This is a genomic window from Sphingobium sp. FW305-3-2-15-F-TSA7 (assembly GCF_058787155.1).
On the sequence record NZ_JBYSZM010000013.1, the window covers coordinates 74,127 to 92,899 of the forward strand.

Annotated in this window: 17 protein-coding genes; 11 read left to right on the forward strand and 6 right to left on the reverse strand. The window is 66.3% G+C overall.

Annotated elements, in window-relative coordinates; all coding sequences use genetic code 11:
- Positions 1-2 precede the first annotated feature (2 nt).
- Positions 3-917, reverse strand: coding sequence for a LysR substrate-binding domain-containing protein (locus AC3WN8_RS12455; RefSeq protein WP_492669744.1), 915 nt, complete (start codon positions 915-917; stop codon positions 3-5).
- A 76-nt stretch (positions 918-993) separates the two neighbouring features.
- Between AC3WN8_RS12455 and AC3WN8_RS12460 the strand changes: the two genes are divergently transcribed.
- The 6 genes from AC3WN8_RS12460 to purU all read left to right on the forward strand — a co-directional run bounded on the left by AC3WN8_RS12460 (position 994) and on the right by purU (position 8,042).
- On the forward strand, positions 994-2,013 hold the full coding sequence (locus AC3WN8_RS12460) for a 2-oxoadipate dioxygenase/decarboxylase family protein (RefSeq protein ID WP_492669745.1): 1,020 nt from the start codon (positions 994-996) through the stop codon (positions 2,011-2,013).
- Positions 2,010-3,434, forward strand: coding sequence for an FAD-binding oxidoreductase (locus AC3WN8_RS12465; protein WP_492669746.1), 1,425 nt, complete (start codon positions 2,010-2,012; stop codon positions 3,432-3,434). Before AC3WN8_RS12460 ends, AC3WN8_RS12465 begins: the two co-directional genes overlap by 4 nt.
- Positions 3,435-3,533: 99 nt before the next feature.
- Positions 3,534-4,730 carry an aspartate aminotransferase family protein gene (locus AC3WN8_RS12470; RefSeq protein WP_492669747.1) on the forward strand — a complete coding sequence of 399 codons (1,197 nt, stop codon included), beginning with the start codon at positions 3,534-3,536 and terminating at the stop codon, positions 4,728-4,730.
- Positions 4,730-5,734 carry an arginine N-succinyltransferase gene (locus AC3WN8_RS12475; RefSeq protein ID WP_492669748.1) on the forward strand — a complete coding sequence of 335 codons (1,005 nt, stop codon included), beginning with the start codon at positions 4,730-4,732 and terminating at the stop codon, positions 5,732-5,734. The genes AC3WN8_RS12470 and AC3WN8_RS12475 overlap by 1 nt, the downstream gene beginning before the upstream one ends.
- A gap of 5 nt (positions 5,735-5,739) precedes the next feature.
- Positions 5,740-7,179 carry a succinylglutamate-semialdehyde dehydrogenase gene (gene astD, locus AC3WN8_RS12480; protein ID WP_492669819.1) on the forward strand — a complete coding sequence of 480 codons (1,440 nt, stop codon included), beginning with the start codon at positions 5,740-5,742 and terminating at the stop codon, positions 7,177-7,179.
- Positions 7,179-8,042: a formyltetrahydrofolate deformylase gene (gene purU / locus AC3WN8_RS12485; RefSeq protein ID WP_492669749.1), complete on the forward strand. Its 864-nt coding sequence runs from the start codon at positions 7,179-7,181 to the stop codon at positions 8,040-8,042. The genes astD and purU overlap by 1 nt, the downstream gene beginning before the upstream one ends.
- Positions 8,043-8,284: 242 nt before the next feature.
- Here purU and AC3WN8_RS12490 read toward each other — a convergent pair whose 3' ends face one another.
- Entirely contained in the window at positions 8,285-9,025 is a 741-nt protein-coding gene (locus AC3WN8_RS12490) for a tetratricopeptide repeat protein (RefSeq protein ID WP_492669750.1), read from the reverse strand.
- On the reverse strand, positions 9,025-10,371 hold the full coding sequence (locus tag AC3WN8_RS12495; RefSeq protein WP_492669751.1) for an AmpG family muropeptide MFS transporter: 1,347 nt from the start codon (positions 10,369-10,371) through the stop codon (positions 9,025-9,027). Before AC3WN8_RS12495 ends, AC3WN8_RS12490 begins: the two co-directional genes overlap by 1 nt.
- Before the next feature lie 104 nt (positions 10,372-10,475).
- Here AC3WN8_RS12495 and AC3WN8_RS12500 point away from each other — a divergent pair, with 104 nt between their 5' ends.
- Positions 10,476-11,606: an aromatic ring-hydroxylating oxygenase subunit alpha gene (locus AC3WN8_RS12500; protein WP_492669752.1), complete on the forward strand. Its 1,131-nt coding sequence runs from the start codon at positions 10,476-10,478 to the stop codon at positions 11,604-11,606.
- Between the two features lie 15 nt (positions 11,607-11,621).
- Here AC3WN8_RS12500 and AC3WN8_RS12505 read toward each other — a convergent pair whose 3' ends face one another.
- Positions 11,622-12,047: a response regulator gene (locus AC3WN8_RS12505; RefSeq protein ID WP_492669753.1), complete on the reverse strand. Its 426-nt coding sequence runs from the start codon at positions 12,045-12,047 to the stop codon at positions 11,622-11,624.
- A gap of 87 nt (positions 12,048-12,134) precedes the next feature.
- Between AC3WN8_RS12505 and AC3WN8_RS12510 the strand changes: the two genes are divergently transcribed.
- Both AC3WN8_RS12510 and rsmD read left to right on the forward strand, forming a co-directional pair.
- Complete coding sequence (locus tag AC3WN8_RS12510) at positions 12,135-13,703, forward strand: pseudouridine synthase (protein WP_492669754.1); 1,569 nt, start codon at positions 12,135-12,137, stop codon at positions 13,701-13,703.
- A gap of 10 nt (positions 13,704-13,713) precedes the next feature.
- Positions 13,714-14,271, forward strand: a complete 558-nt coding sequence (rsmD, locus tag AC3WN8_RS12515; protein WP_492669820.1) for a 16S rRNA (guanine(966)-N(2))-methyltransferase RsmD — start codon at positions 13,714-13,716, stop codon at positions 14,269-14,271.
- 107 nt (positions 14,272-14,378) lie between these two features.
- Here the strand turns inward: rsmD and AC3WN8_RS12520 are convergent, their stop codons facing one another.
- Together AC3WN8_RS12520 and rhtA are read right to left on the reverse strand one after the other, a co-directional pair.
- The gene (locus tag AC3WN8_RS12520; RefSeq protein WP_492669755.1) at positions 14,379-15,647 is read right to left on the reverse strand and encodes an MFS transporter; all 1,269 of its coding nucleotides are present in this window, start codon (positions 15,645-15,647) and stop codon (positions 14,379-14,381) included.
- 229 nt (positions 15,648-15,876) lie between these two features.
- On the reverse strand, positions 15,877-16,758 hold the full coding sequence (gene rhtA / locus AC3WN8_RS12525) for a threonine/homoserine exporter RhtA (RefSeq protein ID WP_492669756.1): 882 nt from the start codon (positions 16,756-16,758) through the stop codon (positions 15,877-15,879).
- 44 nt (positions 16,759-16,802) lie between these two features.
- Between rhtA and AC3WN8_RS12530 the strand changes: the two genes are divergently transcribed.
- The gene (locus AC3WN8_RS12530) at positions 16,803-17,375 is read left to right on the forward strand and encodes a helix-turn-helix domain-containing protein (RefSeq protein WP_492669757.1); all 573 of its coding nucleotides are present in this window, start codon (positions 16,803-16,805) and stop codon (positions 17,373-17,375) included.
- A gap of 267 nt (positions 17,376-17,642) precedes the next feature.
- Positions 17,643-18,728, forward strand: a complete 1,086-nt coding sequence (locus tag AC3WN8_RS12535; protein ID WP_492669758.1) for a GGDEF domain-containing protein — start codon at positions 17,643-17,645, stop codon at positions 18,726-18,728.
- Positions 18,729-18,773: the final 45 nt, after the last annotated feature.

Below are 18,773 nucleotides of genomic sequence, written 5' to 3' on the forward strand. Positions count from 1 at the left end.
CGTCACAAGACCGCGTCGCGCGCTTCCTCGCCGATCCACGTCCGAAACCGTGCGAGCGGCGCGCTGATCGCCGCACCTTCGGGATAGACGAGATAATAGGCCTCGTCGGTCGAGAGCGGCACCGGGATCGGACAGACCAATGTGCCCGCCGCGAGCTCGGGCTCGATCAGGAAGCTCGGGATCAGCGCGGCCCCCGCCCCGGCCGCCGCCGCCTGCGCCAGCATCAGGAAATGCTCGAACGCCGGCCCGCCGGTGATGCCCGGTGCATCGACGCCCGCGGCACGCAGCCAGCGATCCCAGGCCGTGCGGCGCGATGTCTGGAACAACAAGGATTTCCCCAGGAAATCGGCGGGCGTGGCGATCGGATTGGCCGCGAGCCATTCGGGCGAACAGACCGGCAGCGCCGTTTCCCGAAGCAGGAAATCATGCACCGCGCCCGGCCAGTCGGGGCGCCCGAAATGGATCGCGGCATCGAATGCCTCATCGGCGAAATCGAACGGGAATGAGCGCGCGGCGAAATTCACCACCAGTTCGGGATGCCGTGCGGTGAGTCGCGGCAGGCGCGGCGCGAGCCAGCGCATCCCGAAGCTCGGCAATGTCGCGATGCTCAGCTCGTTGGTCGGCCGCCCATCGGCAAAGCGCGCGGTGGCACGGCGGATCCGATCGAGCGCCGGACCGACATCCTCGGCATAGGCCCGCCCCTCCGCATTGAGGCTGACCCGGCGGCCGGTCCGCGTGAACAATGGCGCCTGCAGCCAATCCTCCAGCAGCGCCACCTGCCGACTGACAGCGCTCTGGGTCAGGCCGACCTCTTCCCCCGCACGCGAGAAGCTGCCGAGCCGCGCCGCGGCCACGAAGCTGTTGAGCGCACCCATTGGCGGCAACAATCTGCGCGCTCCTTCATTCCAATCCATCATCAGCAGATGACCCCTTCGCGTTTGTCATATCGTAGCATCTGCATCAGAGAGCCGCCAGATCGCGTTGGAGGTAATCATGCGCAACGGGAATGAAAGCACGATCGAACGGCTCGTTATCGGCACGCTGGGCGACGCGGCGGGCATGGCCGCGCTCGATGCGCTGGCGATCGATCCGCGACTGCTGGCCGAAACCGGACAGACCGTCTCGCGTGCCGCCTTCGCCATGGCGCTGGGCGCGGTGCTGTTTGACGGGCTGCTGGCCCGCGTCCCCAGCGGCGCGGCTTATGGCGTGGAACGCCGTGCGCGCGGCGAAAAGATCCTGTTCGATCATGGCGCGCTGCGGACCATCCGCTTTCCCGTCGGCCCCACCGGCGCCCTGCCCGCCGGCCAGGACGCGTTCGCGCGCATCCTGGCGCCGCTCGGCTATCATGTCGCGGGCGTCTATCCGCTGCCGGCGCTCAAGATGACGGGCCATGCCTATTGCCATCGCGACCTGCCCGAGGCGATCCCGCAATATTTCGTGAGCGAATTGCATGTCGAGCGCTTCGACGACGCGTTCGGCGCGGCGGCGCGGCGCGTATTCGGTGGATCGCGCGACCCGCTGGGTCCCGAGGAAGCCGCGCTGCTCCACGATTTCGCGCGCCACAATGCCGTCCCCTTCGCGCAGGCACTTGCCATGCTGCCGCGCATCGCCGCCGCGTTCGACCGGCATCATGGCGAAATCAGCGTCGCGGATTATGAAATCCTGCTCGCGCGATCGGCCGAGGCAGGGTGGATCGCGACCGAGGGCAATGCCTTCAACCACGCGACCGATCGAGTCGCCGATGTCGATGCGCTGGCCGACCGGCTGCGCGGCGAGGGCTGGCCAATCAAGGATAGCGTCGAAATCTCGGGCAGCGGGCGCGTCCGCCAGACCGCCTTTCGCGCCGACCCGGTCGAGCGTTCGTTCGTCGGCGGCAATGGCATGCCGCGAACGGTCCCCGGTTCTTTCTACGAATTCATTACGCGTGAAACCGATCCCGCGACGGGCGCACTCGACCTCGCATTCGACAGCGGCAACGCAACGGGCATCTTCGCGATGACGCGGGCGGCGTGACCGGCCAAACCATCCTTCTCGCCGCTCTGGCGGAGATTGTCGGGCCGGCGAATCTGCTGACCGATCCAGGCGATCTCGCCAGCTATGCCAGCGACGGGCGCGGTGCGACCGGCGCACCGCTTGCGGTGGCGCGTCCGTCGAGTGCGGACGAGGTGTCGCGGATCGTCCGGCTCGCCGTAGCGGCTCAGGTCCGGCTGGTGCCGCAGGGCGCGCGCACCGGCCTGGTCGCCGCCGGAATCGCGGGACCGCAAGGCGACGAGATCGTGCTGACGCTCGAACGGCTTGCCCGCCCGCCGGTCATCGATCCGGTCAATCGCACCGCGGAGGTCGATGCCGGCGTGCCGCTGTCCGCCATCAACGCCGCGGCGGCGGAGCATGGACTGTTCTTTCCGATCGATCTGGGCGCCGATCCGTCGGTGGGCGGCATGATCGCGGCGAACACCGGTGGCGCGCGCTTCCTGCGCTATGGCGATGTGCGCCGCAACCTGCTGGGCATCGAGCTGGTGACCGCCGATGCCGAGCCCCGCCTGATGCGGCTCGGCGCCGCACTGTGGAAGAACAATGTCGGGCTGGACCTCAAACAGCTCGTTGTCGGCAGCTCGGGTTCGCTCGGCATCGTGACCCGCGCGACATTGGCCCTGGCCCCCCGGCCCGCCGCCACGGTGACCGCGATGGTCGCGCTCGATCGCGCCGAGTCGGCGACCGACCTGCTTGTCGCGCTCGAACAGGGTTTCGGCACCCTGCTGACCGCATTCGAGGGGATTTCCGGCCCGGCACTCGAAGCGGCGCTCCATCATGTGCCGCGCCTGCGCGATCCCTTCGCCGGCGTGCGGCCCGATTATGCCGTGCTGATCGAGCTTTCGGCGGGCGCGGCGTTCGATGCCGAATTGCTCGAGGACAAGCTCGGCGCGGCATTGATGCCCTGGTTCGATCGCGGCACGATCCGGGATGCGGCGGTCGATCGCGGCGACAGCCTCTGGGCGATCCGCCATGCCGTTCCCGAAGGATTGCGTGCCGCGGGCAAGGTGGTCGCCTGCGATATCGCGCTCCGGCGCGGTGACGTGATGCGTTTCCGCCGCGATCTGGCAGAGCGGCTGGCGGGCATCGCGCCGCAACTGCGCCTCCATGATTTCGGGCATATCGGCGACGGCGGCCTGCACTTCAACATGGTCTGGCCGGCCGAGGCCGGCCCCTTCGACCCGGAAATCGGCGAAGCCGCCCGCGCGGCGGTGTTCGTTGCGGTGGTCGAAGGCTATGGCGGCAGCTTCAGCGCTGAGCATGGCATCGGGCCGGGCAATGCGCATTGGTATCAGCGGCTGGTGCCGGCGGAGACGCGTGCTCTGTCCGGCGCCGTGCAGCAACTGATCGCACCGGCGCCGATCGGCCGGGTGGATTTTGGACTAGAGCAGGCTGTGTTTTGATGGAAGCGGAGAGCCTGCTCTATATATTTGTTTTAACGCGATTTTCGAGTCGTTCGATGATTCCATCGAACTGCAAATCACTCTAATGGGAGCAACGACATGACCGATGCATTGATGGGCGTTTACAATCGCGCGCCGCTCGCCGTTTCGCACGGCAGCGGCGCCTGGCTCCACGATATTGAAGGCCGCGCCTATCTCGATTGCGTCGCGGGTATCGCCACCGACGCGCTGGGCCACGCGCATCCGGCACTGGTCGCTGCGCTGACCGAGCAGGCCGGCAAGCTCTGGCACGTCTCCAACATCTTCCGCATCCCGGCGCAGGAAGAACTGGCGAAGCGCCTGACCGATGCGAGCTTCGCCGATGTCGTGTTCTTCGGCAATTCGGGGTCGGAAGCGATCGAGTGCGCGCTCAAGACCGCGCGCCGCTATCATTTCGTCAATGGCCAGCCCGAGCGGATCGACGTGATCGGCTTTGCCGGATCGTTCCACGGCCGAACCTATGCCGCGATCAACGCGGCGGGCAACCCGTCCTATGTCGAGGGTTTCGGCCCCCGCCTGCCCGGCTATGTCCAGCTGACCATCGACGACGAGGCGGGCATCGCCGAAGCGATCGCACGGCCGACCACCGCGGCGCTGATCGTCGAACCCGTCCAGGGCGAAGGCGGCGCGCGCGCGCTGACCGGCGAATGGCTGAAGCGCGTCCGCGACCTGTGCACGGCCCATGGCGTGCTGCTGATCTATGACGAAGTGCAGAGCGGCATGGGCCGCACCGGCAAGCTGTTCGCGCATCAGTGGTTCGAGGGCGTCGAGCCCGACATCATGGGCATCGCCAAGGCGCTGGGCGGCGGTTTCCCCGTCGGCGCATGCCTGGCCACCAGCGAAGCCGCAAAGGGCATGACCGTCGGCGTCCACGGCTCCACCTTCGGCGGCAATCCACTGGCGATGGCGGTCGCGATCGCGGCGTTCGACGAGATCGCCAAGGACGCGACGCTGGCCCATGCCCGCGCGATCGCCGACGATCTCAAGACCCGGCTGACCGACCTGGCAGCGCGTTATCCCGACCTGATCGTCGACGTCCGCGGCAAGGGGCTTCTGATCGGCCTGAAGATGATTCCCAATAATCGCGAGTTCATGGCGCTGGCGCGCGATCATGGCGTGCTCATTGCCGGCGGCGGCGAGAATTGCGTCCGCCTGCTGCCCCCGCTGATCCTGAGCCATGAGGAAGCGGCAGAAGCCGTCACCCGGCTGGAAGCAGCCTGCGAAGCCGCCCGCGCCCACCTCGCAAAGGCCGCTTGATGCTGGTGGTGCGGCCCGCCGGACCGGCGGACCTGGACGCGTTGATGGAGCTTGCGGTCCTGTCGGGCCGCGGCTTCACCAGCCTGCCCGAAGACGAAGCGGTGCTGTCCGAGCGGCTGGCCCTGTCGGAGCAGAGCTTCGCCAGCAGCATCGCGCCGGCCGAAGCCTGGTACACGTTGATGCTCGAGGATGCGGAGACCGGCGCCGTTGCCGGCGTCGCGGGCGTGCGCGCCGCGGTCGGCATGGGCCGGCCGCATTTCTCGTTCCGGATCGTCACCCTCGCCCAGCATTCGCTGGCGACGAAAACGCGCTTCGACCACCAGGCGCTGGTGCTGGTCAACGAATGCGCGGGCTGGACCGAAGTCGGATCGCTGTTCGTCCGTGCGGACCGCCGCAGCGGCGGCGCCGGCAGCCTGCTCGCCCGATCGCGCTACATGCTGATCGGCGCGGATCCGCTGCGTTTCTCGCACACGGTGATGTCGGAACTGCGCGGCTGGTTCGACGAGGACGGCCGATCGCCCTTCTGGGAAGGCGTGTCGTACAAATTCTACCGCATCCCCTTCGAACAGGCCGATCATATGGTGACCGCCAGCGACGGCCAGTTCATCCTCGACCTGGCGCCGCGCCATCCCATCTATGTCGAGCTGATCGACCAGGATGCCGCCGAGGCGATCGGCCGCGTCCATCGCGACGGAGAACCCGCACGCGCGCTGCTGGAACGCGAGGGTTTCGAACGATCGGGACTGGTCGACATCTTCGATGGCGGCCCCACCATGACCTGCCAGCGCGACGCACTGGCAACGGTGCGCGGCGGCCGCACGCTGCGCCTGGGCATCGGCCATGACGTCGAGGGCCCGCAATGCTTGCTGTCGAGCGCCGCGATCCCCACTTTCCGGGCGACGCACGCCGCCGCCGCGATCGACGACGGCACACTGACGGTTGATCCGCAAACCGCAACCGCGCTAGGCCTCCGCGAAGGTGAGGCCGTTCGAGTGAATGGGTGATATCGATGCATGTGAACGGCCAATGGAATCAGGCAGGCGGCGAGGTCTTTCGGTCGCTCGATCCCGCGACGGGAGAGACGGTGTGGGAGGGCGCGGCCGCGACCCCCGCGGATATCGCGACCGCCGTCGCTGCCGCACGTAAGGCAATGCCGGCATGGCGCGCGGCGCCGCTCGACGGTCGCATCGCGGCGGTGCGCCGCTTCGCCGAAGCGCTTGAAGCCGATCGCGAGGCATTTGCCCAGCTGATCTCGCGCGAGACCGGCAAATTGCTGTGGGAGACCCGCGCCGAGATCGGATCGATGATCGCCAAGGTCGCGGTTTCGATCGCGGCGAACGCGGAACGGACAGGTGAACGATCGGCGGACACCGATTTCGGCCGCGCCGTGCTGCGCCATCGCGCGCATGGCGTGATGGCGGTGCTCGGCCCCTATAATTTCCCGGGCCACCTGCCCAACGGCCATATCGTGCCCGCGCTGCTGGCCGGCAACACCATCGTCTTCAAACCGTCCGAAATCACCCCCGCCACCGGCGAGCGGATGATGCAGGCATGGGAAAAGGCGGGGCTTCCTGCGGGCGTGCTCAATCTCGTCCAAGGCGCCCGCGCCACGGGCGAGGCGCTGGTCGCTGCCGATATCGACGGGCTGCTCTTCACCGGTTCGGCCGGCGCAGGCGCGGCGTTGAAGCGCGCGACCATCGATCGCCCGCATCTGATCCTGGCGCTCGAGCTGGGCGGCAACAATCCGCTGATCGTGTGGGATTCGCCCGAGGCGGCCGCGTCGATCATCGTCCAGTCGGCATTCGTCACCACCGGGCAGCGCTGTTCGTGCGCGCGCCGGCTGATCGTACCACAGGGCGCGACCGGCGATGCGATCGTCGACGCGGTCGACGCGATGGCGGGCCGGCTGCGCATCGGGGCATGGAACGATGCCGAGGATGGCTTTATGGGACCGCTGGTCTCGGACGCGGCCGCCGCTGGCGCACGTGCCGCCTTTGCCGGGCTGGAAGCGCGCGGCGCGCGTACCATTCGCGGCTTTGACGGCGTCGACGGACGCTCCGCCGCCTTCGTCACGCCGGCGATCCTGGACGTGACGGGTGTCGACGTGCCCGATGCGGAAATCTTCGCACCGGTTCTCCAGATCACGCGCGTCGCCGATTTCGATGCGGCGATCGCAGCGGCGAACGCAACGGCATTCGGCCTTTCCGCCGGATTGATCAGCGCTGACGCGGCGCTCTGGGATCGCTTCCTGGAAGGGAGCCGTGCGGGCATCGTCAACCGCAACCGGCCGACGACGGGCGCGGCGGGCAACATGCCGTTCGGCGGGCTGGGCGCATCAGGCAATCATCGGCCAAGCGCCTATTATGCCGCGGATTATTGCGCTTATCCGATCGGCAGCTTCGAGGCCGACGCGGTCGGCGCGGTCGCGGTTCCGGGGCTGGCCGCCTGATGAGCGAACCGAGCTGGATCCTGACACTGACCTGCAACGACCGGGTCGGCATCGTCGCGGGTGTCAGCGCCTTTCTCGCCGCGCGCAGCGGCTTCATCCTCGACAGCCAGCAATATGCCGATATCGAGACGGCGCGCTTCTTCATGCGCGTCGTCTTCACCGCCGGCGGCCCCGATTTTCCCCGCGAAACCGAGCAATTGTGCGCCGAGTTCGCCGAAACCGCCGCGACGCTGGACCTGGACTGGTCGCTGACCGCCGCCACCGAGCGCCCCCGCGCACTCATCGCCGTGTCCAAGGGATCGCATTGCCTGAACGACCTGCTCCATCGGCGGCAGACCGGCGGTCTTTCGGTCGATATCGTCGGTGTCGTCTCCAATCACGACGATCTGCGCGGGCTGGTCGAATGGCATGGTCTGCCCTGGCATCATCTGCCGGTGAATGCCGACAATCGCGATACGCAGGAGCGCGCGATCGAAGCACTGATGGCCGATACCGGCGCGGAACTGCTGGTGCTCGCCCGCTATATGCAGGTGCTGTCGCAGGATTTCTCGGCGCGCTTGAGCGGACGCTGCATCAACATCCATCACAGCTTCCTGCCCGGCTTCAAGGGCGCCAAACCCTATCATCGCGCCCATGCGCGCGGCGTGAAGCTGATCGGCGCGACCGCGCATTTCGTGACCGCCGATCTCGACGAAGGCCCGATCGTCGAACAGGCCGTCGAGCGCGTCGATCACCGCGCCTCGGTCGACGACATGATCCGCATCGGCCGCGATATCGAGGCTCAGGTACTGGCCCGTGCGGTCAACGCGCTGGGCGAGCGGCGGGTGTTCCTCAATGACGGGAAGTCGGTGGTTTTCCGGTAAGTTCGAGATGGATGGAAGACCGTTCGGGCTGAGCGGAGGGGTATAAGCACGGCTTATCTCGCTGAGCCAAGGACACTTCATTGTCATGCTGAACTCGTTTCAGCATCCAAGCCGCAACCCACACCACCGCGCCCGTTTGGGCATGGACCCTGAAACAAGTTCAGGGTGACGATGTGGGCCCCGGCCTCGGTCGAAGGTATAATCGCCAACGCCAAGGTCGAGATGCGAGACCTGATTGCAGCTTATGCTCGCAGCGAACGAAGCTGGTCCGTCGCCCAATCGTACATATCGGCCTCCGCCGCGCGCTGGGTGCGGTCGAGACGCTTCATGCGCTGCTCCACTTCCTCCAGCACATCCCTGGCGCGCCGGCGATCGCCGGTCTGCAGCAGCAGCGCGGCGTAGCGGCAGCGCGCTTCCTCACCCGGATAGCGCGCGACCAGATCGGCATAGGTCGCCATCGCCGGCGCGATCTTGCCCTGCGCTTCAAGGACGCGCGCGCGCAGCATCGCCAGCCGATCCTGCTCGCCGATGCCGGTGGGCGGCGCGATCTCGTCGACCAGCCGTTCCGCCTCCGCGGCCTCGCCGATCTCGATCGGGGCGCGGGCGAGCTTGGCCTTGGTCCGGTCGTCGCCGCCGGGCGAACGCACGAGCGCCTCGCGATAATAGGACACCGCTTCCTCATACCGGTCGAGCCCGGCGAGCGCATCGGCCATCAAGATCCGGTTCGCCACCGTATCCGCCAGCGACAATGCGTCACGCGCGCCGCGGAGATCGCGTTCCGGGTCGAGCCGCGACACCGCATGCACCGTCCGCACATGCCGATTGCCCCGCAATCCCGGCATGATCTCGAGAATGAAATAGGCGGCCGCGCCCGCGAGCGGCAGGAACATGATCACCATGATCCAGGTCTGGTTGCGCCCGCTGCGGATCACATGGATCGCGCAGGCGAGCTGGATCAGGACGGAGACGATCAGCCAGGGCATCAGCCGCTCGCCTTTTCCTCGACGGCCTGAGTACCGGGTTGCCGCACGGTCTCTGCCACGAAGCCGCGCTTCCACAGGATCCAGAGCAGGACCATGCCCGGAATCGCCGCCACGATCGTGAAGAGCCAGAAGCCCGGCCAGCCCAATGATTCGGCAAGATAGCCCGACGGCGTGGACATCCAAGTGCGGCCGACGCCCGCCAGGGCGGAAAGCAACGCGAATTGAGTCGCGGTGTAAGCCACACTCGAAAGGCCCGAAAAATAAGTGACCATCACGGTCAGTCCGATACCGCTGGTGATCTGTTCGACCGCAATCGCAACCGCCAGCCACGGAACGGAATGCCCGGCAAGCGCGACGATCACGAAGAAGAAGTTGCTCAGCATCATCATGAGACCGGAGATGAAAAGCGCGCGGCCCATGCCCAGCCAGGCCATGAATGGTGCCGCAAGCGCAGTTCCAACGATCAGGCCCCAGAAACCGAGCACCTTGTTGATCGCGATGAACTCGGTGTCGGAGAAGCCCAGTTCGACGATCATCGGATTGAGCATGCCCTGCCCCATCGCATCGCCGACCTTGTAGAGCAGGACGAAGAACAGGATCAGCACCGCGCCGCGCCGCTTCAGGAAATCGGCGAAGGGCGAGATGATGGTATCTTTGAGCCACTGGCCGCCCGTCGTGACGCGCTTCATTGCCCTGTCGTGCAGGCCCGGCCCGGCCCACATCGCGGCGACGATGCCGGGAATGATGCACAGCGCCGTCAAGCCATAGGCAAGCGCCCAGCCCAGATTGAGTCCCTCGGTCGAGGCCATCGCGATCGTGCCGACACCCGCGATAAAGGCGCCGATGCGATATCCCAGCTGATTTGTCGCGGTGCCGTGCGGCAGTTCCTCGTCGGAAAGGATCTCGATCCGATACGCGTCGATGATGATGTCCTGCGTCGCGCCCAGAAAGGCCGTCAGGATCGCCCAGAAGGCGAAGACGCCAAGATGGTGTTCCGGCTGGCTCGCGCCGAGCATCCAAACCGACAGGAACAGCAGCGACTGGACAAGAAACAGCCATGAACGCCGTTGCCCAAAGAGCGGCGTCAGGATCGGAAGATTGATCCGATCGACCAGCGGCGCCCACAGGAATTTCAGCGTGTAGGGCGTCGTCAGGCCGATCGCGAAACCGATGGTCTTCTTGTCGATGCCGACCTTCGCCAGCCAGAAGGTCATCGTCCCGAGGAGGAGCGCAAGCGGAAAGCCGCTCGATATGCCGAGCAGCAGCGCAGCCAGCGGACGCGGGCGTATATAGGGACGCATTGTTTCGAGAAAGCTTGAAGTCCCCGATGCCGTAGCGTCAGCCATGAACCATACCCCGCCCCTTCAATTTCCGCGGGAAACTATAGAATTTCTGGGATATGCCTAGCCCCAGAACAACCGGAATACCGCGAACGGAGAGGAATTGCGGCATGAACGCGCTCACCCCCACTTCGGGCCAGCTCGCGCTGGCGGATGCGATCGCGCATGGCTGTCCGCGCACGGGCGAAGGCGTCACCAGCGTTCCCGCCAGCGCCTATACCGACCCCATCCGCTTCGACACCGAACAGGAAAGATTGTTCCGCGGCCTGCCCCAGGTGATCGCACCGTCGGCGCTGCTGCCGCGTCCCAATATGGCGGTGCCGCATGACGGATTCGGCACGCCGCTGCTGATCGCGCGCGACGGCAAGGGGGTGGCGCATGTCTTTCGCAATGTCTGCCGGCATCGCGGCACGCGCCTGGTCGAAGGCGGCGAAGCCGTCTGCGCGCCCCGGCTCGTCTGCCCCTATCATGCCTGGACCTACAAACTCGACGGCTCGCTTGCCGGCATGCCGCGGCCGGACAGTTTTCCGGGGCTCGACAAGCAGGATTTCGGGCTGGTGAAGCTCCCGACCTTCGAAGCGGGCGGGCTGATCTGGTTCTCCTTCGCCGAGCAGGCCGATTTTGCCGGGGCGGAAACGCTGTCGCATGATTTCGACGCTTTCGCGCTTGGCGGCCAGCATCTGTTCCGCCGCCGGACCCATGACGTGCCCGCCAACTGGAAGCTGATCATGGACGCGTTCCTGGAAAGCTATCACGTCCAGCGGCTCCATGCCGACACGATCGGCCCCTTCTTTCAGGACGGGGTGACGAGCGGAGACACGATCGGCCCGCATCAGCGCTCCGCGGTCGGCCGCGAGGCCGCGGTCGCGGCGCTCGACCTGAACGACTGGCAGTCGCTGCGCGCGAGCATCACCTTCGCCTATCAGCTGTTTCCCGCCACCGTCATCATCGTCAGTCCCGATTATGTGAACCTGATGGTGCTGATGCCCCGCGCGGTGGACCGTGTGCTGGTCGAGGATTTCATGCTGATCCCCGAACCGCCCGCGACCGACAAGGCGCTGGCGCATTGGGAACGGAGCTGGACCTTGCTCGATGAAGGCGTCTTCGCGGGCGAGGATTTCCGCGCCGCGGCGCTGGGCCAGGAAGGTCTCGCCTCCGGCGCGATCGAACGGCTGACGCTCGGCACGCTGGAGACCGGCATCCGCACGTTCCACGATACGGTGGACGCGCATCTGGGCTGACCGGCGTGCCGTTCGTTACAGCGCGTAGAGACTCAATCCCACCGGCAGCCGCTTCGGGCGCTTGCCCCCCAAGGTCGCATCGACCACCGCGAGCGCATCGAGCAGCTCCCTGTGCCCATAGGGCTTGGCGAGGCAGCCGATCGACAAGTCCGGCGCATCGATCGGGCAGCTTGCGGTCACGAACATCAGTCGGAGCCCGCGCGGCTTCACCGCACGCGCCAGATCGACGCCATCGCGTTTCCCGGTCAGTTTCACGTCGCTCAGGACCAGATCGAGCGGTTCTGCCTCGATCACCGCCATCGCATCGCGATAGCGATCGACCGTCGCGACCACCTGATAACCCGCATGACTCAGGGCATTTTCGAGGTCGAACGCCACCAACGGCTCATCCTCTACGATAAGCAGCCGGTTGATCAGCCTTTGCTTGCGCCCAAACAGCATCTATGCGCTTGTCCTTTCGCGATACGCGTAGCGCATAGCCGCTCGCCAATGAGCGCGCATCGATTCATTTTGTTCCGGAGTCTGCCCGTGCCCCCGCCGCCGCATAACGCGAAGACCGGTCGTAAATCCGGTCCCAAAACGGGCTCCAGGCCCGATCCCAAAGGCGGCCCGAAGTCCGGCGCCAAGGACGCTTCCAAGCCTCATTCCAAGGCTGGTCCAAAGCGCGATGCCGACGCCGGCTCGAAACCCTATGCCAAAGCCAATGCCAGACGCGGCGGCGACGCCGACTCGAAGCTCTATTCCAAGGCCGAAGCAAAGCGCGGCGACGCCAGCGCGAAGCCCCATGGCAAAGCCAATACGCGGCGCGGTGCCGATGCCGGCTCGAAGCCCTTTGGCAGGCCCGACGCACGGCGCGGCGGCGAGGCCGGCTCGAAGCCCTTTGGCAGGCCCGACACACGGCGCGGCGCCGAGGGCGGCTCGAAGCCCTTTGGCAGGCCCGACACACGGCGTGGCACCGAGGCCGGCCCGAAACCCTTTGGCAGGTCCGATGCGCGGCGCGGCGCCGAGGCCGGCTCGAAGCCCTTCGGCAAGCCTGACGCACGGCGCGGTGCCGGTGCCGGTCCGAAGCCCTTCGGCAAGCCTGACGCACGGCGCGGTGCCGATGCCGGTCCGAAGCCCTTCGGCAAGCCTGACGCACGGCGCGGTGCCGATGCCGGTCCGAAGCCCTTCGGCAAGCCCGACGTACGGCGCGGTGCCGACACCGGTGCGAAACCCTTTGGCAGACCCGAAGCACGACGCGGTGCGGATGCTGGCCCAAAGCCCTATCCCAGGGCAGAGCCGAAGCGCAGTTCCACCCCCGGCCCAAAACCCTTCGCCAAGGCCGCTCCCAGCGCAGACCCGAATGCGATCCCGGCAACCGATGCACAGGCCGATCCCAAGGCCGGCCAACGCATCGCCAAGCTGCTCGCACGCGCGGGCATCGCGTCGCGTCGCGAGATCGAGCGGATGATCGAGGAAGGGCGCATCGCGTTGAACGGCACAACACTGGACACGCCCGCGACGATCCTGCCCTCGCTAGCCGGGATCACAGTGGACGGTACACCGGTGAATGCCGCGGCGCCGACGCGTCTGTTCCGTTATCATAAGCCAGCCGGCCTGCTCACCGCGGAACGGGATTTCACTGGCCGCCCGACCATCTACGACAAGCTGCCCGAGGACTTGCCGCGCGTGATTCCCGTCGGCCGGCTCGACCTCAATACCGAAGGGCTGCTGCTGCTGACCACCGATGGCGAGCTCAAGCGGCAGCTCGAGCTGCCGCGCTCCGGCGTGGTCCGCAGCTATCGCGCGCGCGCCTATGGGCACGTCTCCCAGGCACAGCTGGAGGATCTGATCGAAGGCGTCGAGATCGAGGGCGTGCGCTATGGTTCGATCGACGCCAATCTGGAACGCCGCACCGGCGCCAATGTCTGGGTCGAGATGAAGCTCACCGAAGGGAAGAATCGCGAGGTTCGCCGCGTGCTCGAACATCTGGGCCTCCAGGTCTCACGCCTGATCCGGACATCCTATGGCACGCTATCACTGGGCGACCTGCCCAGCGGTGCGGTTGACGAAGTGCTGCAGCATGATCTCGTCGCGTTCAGGAAAGGGCTGAAGTGACGTCCGCGTCATTGGCCGACGGATCGGCGATATGCGGATAATCGCCGGGGATTGGCGCGGCCGGGTGCTGCGCGCGCCGGTCGGGGACGCAACCCGGCCGACCGCCGACCGCACGCGCGAGGCGCTGTTCTCGATGCTTGCCAGCCGCCTCGGCAATTTCGAGGAATTGCGGGTGGCCGACCTGTTCGCGGGCACCGGCGCGCTCGGGCTGGAAGCGCTGTCGCGCGGCGCGGCGCGCTGCACCTTCGTCGAACAGGATCGCGCGGCAATCGCATCGCTGCGGGCCAATGCCGATGCGCTGAAGGCCGGCGACCGCGCCGATATCCGCGCCCAATCGGCATTGTCGCCGCTGATGGGGCCCTTCGACCTCGTCATGCTCGACCCGCCCTATGACAGCGGGTTGGGTCAAAAGGCGCTGGCCGGACTCGTCACGCGGGGCGCGATCGCCCCGGGCACCTGGGTCAGCCTGGAGACCGGCGCCCGAGAGGCGGTCGAGATTCCAGGATTCACCGTTGCCGTCGAGCGTGTCCACGGCAAGGCGAAGCTGACCCTGCTGACCATGGATTGATCGGGATCGGCGGTGCCGGGCCGATGATCCAGCCCACCTGCCCCTTCTCGATCTCCCTTTTGTCATTCCCGCGTTCGCGGGAATGACGGAAAGTGAGTTGGCCGGCCCTAATCCCGTGCACCCAGCGCGAGCAGTGCCACCAGGCTGATCGACGACGCGGCCGCGAGATACACGCCGACCCAGATCAGCCCGCCATAATCCGACAGCGCCTGCGCCGCGACCGGCGTCAGCCCGCCGCCGACGATGCCCGCCACGTTGAATGTCATCGACACGCCGGTATAGCGCACCCGCGTCGGGAACAGGCTGGGCAGCCATGCGCCGAGCGGGCCGTAGACGAAGCCCATCACGAACAGCGCGACGCTGAGCCCGATGAAGATGATGGCGAGCGAGCCGGATTCGAGCGCCGGGGCGAGCAACAGCCCGGTCACAATCGCCGCCATCGTGCCGTAGATCAGCACGCGTCCGGCACCGATCCGGTCGGACCACAAGCCCGCCAGACAGATGCCCAGCGCCATGAACATGATCGCGCCGATCTGCATCGACAGGAAGACCTGCCGATCGATGCCCAGCGTCTTGGTCGCATAGCCGAGCGCGAAGGCCGTGGAGAGATAATAGACCGCGAAACAGGCGATCACGCCAAAGGTGGCACCGACCGTCACTTTCCAGTGATCCCGCAACAACTCGCCCATCGGTACCGCGGGCGGCGGCCCCTCCTCCAGCACCGCGGCGAAGGCGGGGGTTTCGGTGATCTTGAGGCGGACCCAGAGCCCCACGCCGACCAGTATGATGCTGAGCAGGAACGGGATACGCCAGCCCCAGGCGAAGAACTGATCGGTGGTCATCATCGTGCCGAGGATCAGGAACAGCCCGTTGGCGGCGATGAATCCCACCGGCGCCCCGAGTTGCGGGACCATGCCATAGCGGCCGCGACGCCCCGGCGCGGCATTCTCGACCGCGAGCAGCGCTGCCCCACCCCATTCACCACCCAGGCCGAAACCCTGGCCGAAACGCAGGATGTTGAGCAGGATCGGCGCCCAGATGCCGGCGGTCGCATAGGTCGGCAGGAACGCGATCAGCAACGTCGATCCGCCCATCATCATCAATGAGGCGACCAGCGTCGATTTTCGCCCGATCCGGTCGCCATAATGACCGAACACCCAGGCGCCGACCGGCCGCGCGATAAAGGCGGTGCCGAGGCTGGCATAGGAGAGCAGCATCTCCATGCCCGGATCGCTCGACGGGAAGAATAGCGGCCCGAACACCAATGCCGCCGCGGTCGCATAGATATAGAAATCGTAGAATTCGACCGACGTGCCGACGAGGCTCGCGAACAGGATGCGACGGTTGGACGGCGCGGATATGCTTTTATTGGTCATGACCTCTCCCCGACCAGCGCCATAGCCGTTTAACGCTTCGGCGCAAAAGCGGGAAATCGGACCGTTAAATCCTCCCTGCGGCGCAGCCGTGGGGAGGGGGACCATGCGCAGCATGGCGGAGGGGAGCCGCGGAGCGGCTTGCGGTGTCGAAATTCCCCTCCACCACTCCAGCTTATGCTGGAGCGGTCCCCCTCCCCACGCCATGCGCAGGGAGGAGAAGATTGTGCCCCTAATCCGCCGCCGGAACCACCTTTTCCCCGCCGCCGATGGTCAGCGATGCGCCGAGCGATGCCATGATGATCGCGCCGATCGCGGCCCATTGCATCGGCGCGAGATGCTCACCGAGCAGGATCAGGCCGGAGAGCGCGCCGATCGCGGGTTCGACGCTCATCAGCGTGCCGAACAGATGCGCCGGCATGCGCGTCAGCGCCGCCATCTCCAGCGTATAGGGCAAGGCAGTCGACAGGATCGCCACGCCCAGCGCCATCGGCAGCAGTGCGGGGTTGAGCAATGCCATGCCCGCGTCCGCCACGCCGACGGGCACCACGAGCAATGCGGCGATGATCGTCCCCCAGGCGACACTGCCCGCGCCGAGATCGCCGCCGGCCTTCTTGCCGAACAGGATATAGCCCGCCCAGAAGGCACCCGCCGCCAGCGCATAGGCGGCGCCCAGCGGATCGATATCGCTGCCGCCCGTCCCGATCGGCAGCAGAAGCAGCAATCCCCCCGCGGCCAGCGCGACCCAGAGGAAATCGAGCGCACGCCGCGAACCGAAGACCGCGACCGCAAGCGGCCCGACAAATTCGAGCGAGACCGCGATGCCGATCGGCACCGTGCGCAGCGACATGTAATAGAGCAGGTTCATGCAACCGAGGGCCGCGCCGTACAGCAGCAGCGCCCGCCATTCGCCCGGCCCGGGCATGGTCCGCCAAGGTCGCATCGCGACGATCAGGATCAGCGCACCCAGGCCAAGCCGCAACGCGCTGGCGCCCGGCGCGCCGACCAGCGGAAACAGCCCCTTGGCGATCGTCGCCCCGATCTGGATCGAGACCATCGCGATCAGCAGCAACAGGATCGGATAGGCGATGTTCCGCCCCGTCATCCCGGACATGCCTTGCTCCTCCGAACATTGTGCAGCATAATGCACATATCGCTATGAGCAATATATTGCACAGTCAACCCCGCCCACCCCTTCTCGCGCATGTCGCCGGCAATCTGCGTCGCTATCGGAACGCCGAAAATATGAGTCAGGACGCACTCGCCACCGCCTCATCCGTCAGCCGGCGCATGATCGCGGCGATCGAAGCCGGCGACGCCAATGTCAGCCTCGCCACGCTCGATCGTCTTGCCGAAGCGCTGGGCGTGCGTTTTTCCGATCTCGTCCAGGGGCCCGCCGGCGCCAATCCGGAAAAGATCGAGGCATTGGCCTGGGCCGGGGACACACCGGAAAGCTCCGGCACATTGCTGTCGAGTTTCACCACGCGGCAGGAAGTCGAGGTCTGGCGCTGGTCGCTGGCGCCGGGCGAGTGCTACACGCCCGTCATCCATGGCCCGGCCTGGACCGAGACGGTGTGCGTGACGGAGGGCACGCTCGTCATCACCTTCATTGACGGATCGAAGACGATCGGCGCCGGCGATTTCCATGCCTATCGCTGCGACGACACCACGCGCCGCTACGACAATCCCGGCCCCGGCATCGCCCGCTTTTTCCGAACCATCTCGCATTGATTTTTGGCGGCGACGGTCGGTGCATGGCCGCAAATGATCCCGGTCCCGGCGAGTCGCCATCGTTGCGCGCCCTTGCCGTATGACGTCATGCAGCACCGATTTGACGCCATCCGGCCCCTTTTGCCCCGAATAAACGAAGAAATCACGCAACAAGGGACTCGGCGCATGCGCGACTCGGCCTTATGGGGGGTGACAGTTCGGACTTGAGTGGGGAGCGGTCCGGGTCGTCGCGGTGGGGACCGATGCGGCGGCACTGACCGGATGCGTATGAGCGAAAATGAAAGCATCACGAAACGGATCGCACGCTGGGTGGGATCCGGCAACGACGGCGGATCCTTTGCGCGCGCCGGCGAGCAGCGTCGCCGGCTGTTCGACGAGATCGGCACGTTCCTGTTCACCCACGACCTGGATTTGACGCCGCTCAATTTCAGCCTGGCGAGCGATTATCTCACCGGGAACAATCACCGGATCGCGACGGCGGTCGCCGCGCGGCTCCAGGCATCCGGCACGATCACCGACAGCTGGGCCGAGGCGCTGCTCGCCGCGGAACGGGATCAAGAACTGACCGCCGACGCGCTCCGCACGATGATCGAGCGGATCGAGGCCAATCTCGGCGATGCCGCGACGGTGATCGATCGATCGCATATCTCGGCGAGGGATTATGGCAAGGCACTGGCCGGTGCCGCGGAGGATCTGCCCACGATCGACAATTCGAGCGGCTTCATCAAATTGCTGAGCCTGACCGAATCGATGATCAAGGAAACCCGCGACGTCGAAAAGGAATTGCGGCGCCAGCAGAAGCAGGTCCAGCTGCTCGAGAAGAGTCTGGCCAGCGCGCGACACGCAGCCGAGCATGATCACCTGACCGGCCTGCCCAATCGGCGGGCCTTCGAAACGCGTCTGGCCGAAGATGCCAAAGCCGCCGGCAGCGCGGGCGAAGCCCTCACCATCGCCTTTTGCGATATCGATCACTTCAAGACGGTCAACGACACCCATGGCCATGCGACCGGCGATCGCGTGCTGAAACTCGTCGCCGAGATCCTTTCGGACATTTCCGGCGAAGCTTGCCATGTCGCCCGCCATGGCGGCGAGGAATTCGTCATGCTGTTCCGCAACATGACCAGCGCGCAGGTCTTCGAGATCGTCGACGACGCGCGCGAGACGCTATCGCAACGCAATCTGGTCAATCGGGTGACGGGCAAAAGGCTGCCCACCGTCACCTTTTCCGCCGGAATCGCCGATGTGCTGGCCCATGAGGATCCGCGTGGCGCGTTGAAGGCGGCCGATCAGGCATTGTACCTGGCCAAGAAACAAGGCCGCAATCAGGTCCAGATCGCGCAAGCCACGAACTGAGCCGCGGATGGCTTGCCCCGGCGCGCCATGTTCCCTAACTGTTCA

Bases quoted from the DNA above. Each gene is read 5' to 3' on its own strand.
- AC3WN8_RS12455 (WP_492669744.1), bottom strand. From the start codon at position 917: ATGATGGATTGGAATGAAGGAGCGCGCAGATTGTTGCCGCCAATGGGT.
- AC3WN8_RS12460 (WP_492669745.1), top strand. From the start codon at position 994: ATGCGCAACGGGAATGAAAGCACGATCGAACGGCTCGTTATCGGCACG.
- AC3WN8_RS12470 (WP_492669747.1), top strand. From the start codon at position 3,534: ATGACCGATGCATTGATGGGCGTTTACAATCGCGCGCCGCTCGCCGTT.
- AC3WN8_RS12475 (WP_492669748.1), top strand. From the start codon at position 4,730: ATGCTGGTGGTGCGGCCCGCCGGACCGGCGGACCTGGACGCGTTGATG.
- astD (WP_492669819.1), top strand. From the start codon at position 5,740: ATGCATGTGAACGGCCAATGGAATCAGGCAGGCGGCGAGGTCTTTCGG.
- purU (WP_492669749.1), top strand. From the start codon at position 7,179: ATGAGCGAACCGAGCTGGATCCTGACACTGACCTGCAACGACCGGGTC.
- AC3WN8_RS12490 (WP_492669750.1), bottom strand. From the start codon at position 9,025: ATGCCCTGGCTGATCGTCTCCGTCCTGATCCAGCTCGCCTGCGCGATC.
- AC3WN8_RS12495 (WP_492669751.1), bottom strand. From the start codon at position 10,371: ATGGCTGACGCTACGGCATCGGGGACTTCAAGCTTTCTCGAAACAATG.
- AC3WN8_RS12500 (WP_492669752.1), top strand. From the start codon at position 10,476: ATGAACGCGCTCACCCCCACTTCGGGCCAGCTCGCGCTGGCGGATGCG.
- AC3WN8_RS12505 (WP_492669753.1), bottom strand. From the start codon at position 12,047: ATGCTGTTTGGGCGCAAGCAAAGGCTGATCAACCGGCTGCTTATCGTA.
- AC3WN8_RS12520 (WP_492669755.1), bottom strand. From the start codon at position 15,647: ATGACCAATAAAAGCATATCCGCGCCGTCCAACCGTCGCATCCTGTTC.
- rhtA (WP_492669756.1), bottom strand. From the start codon at position 16,758: ATGTCCGGGATGACGGGGCGGAACATCGCCTATCCGATCCTGTTGCTG.
- AC3WN8_RS12530 (WP_492669757.1), top strand. From the start codon at position 16,803: ATGAGCAATATATTGCACAGTCAACCCCGCCCACCCCTTCTCGCGCAT.
- AC3WN8_RS12535 (WP_492669758.1), top strand. From the start codon at position 17,643: ATGAGCGAAAATGAAAGCATCACGAAACGGATCGCACGCTGGGTGGGA.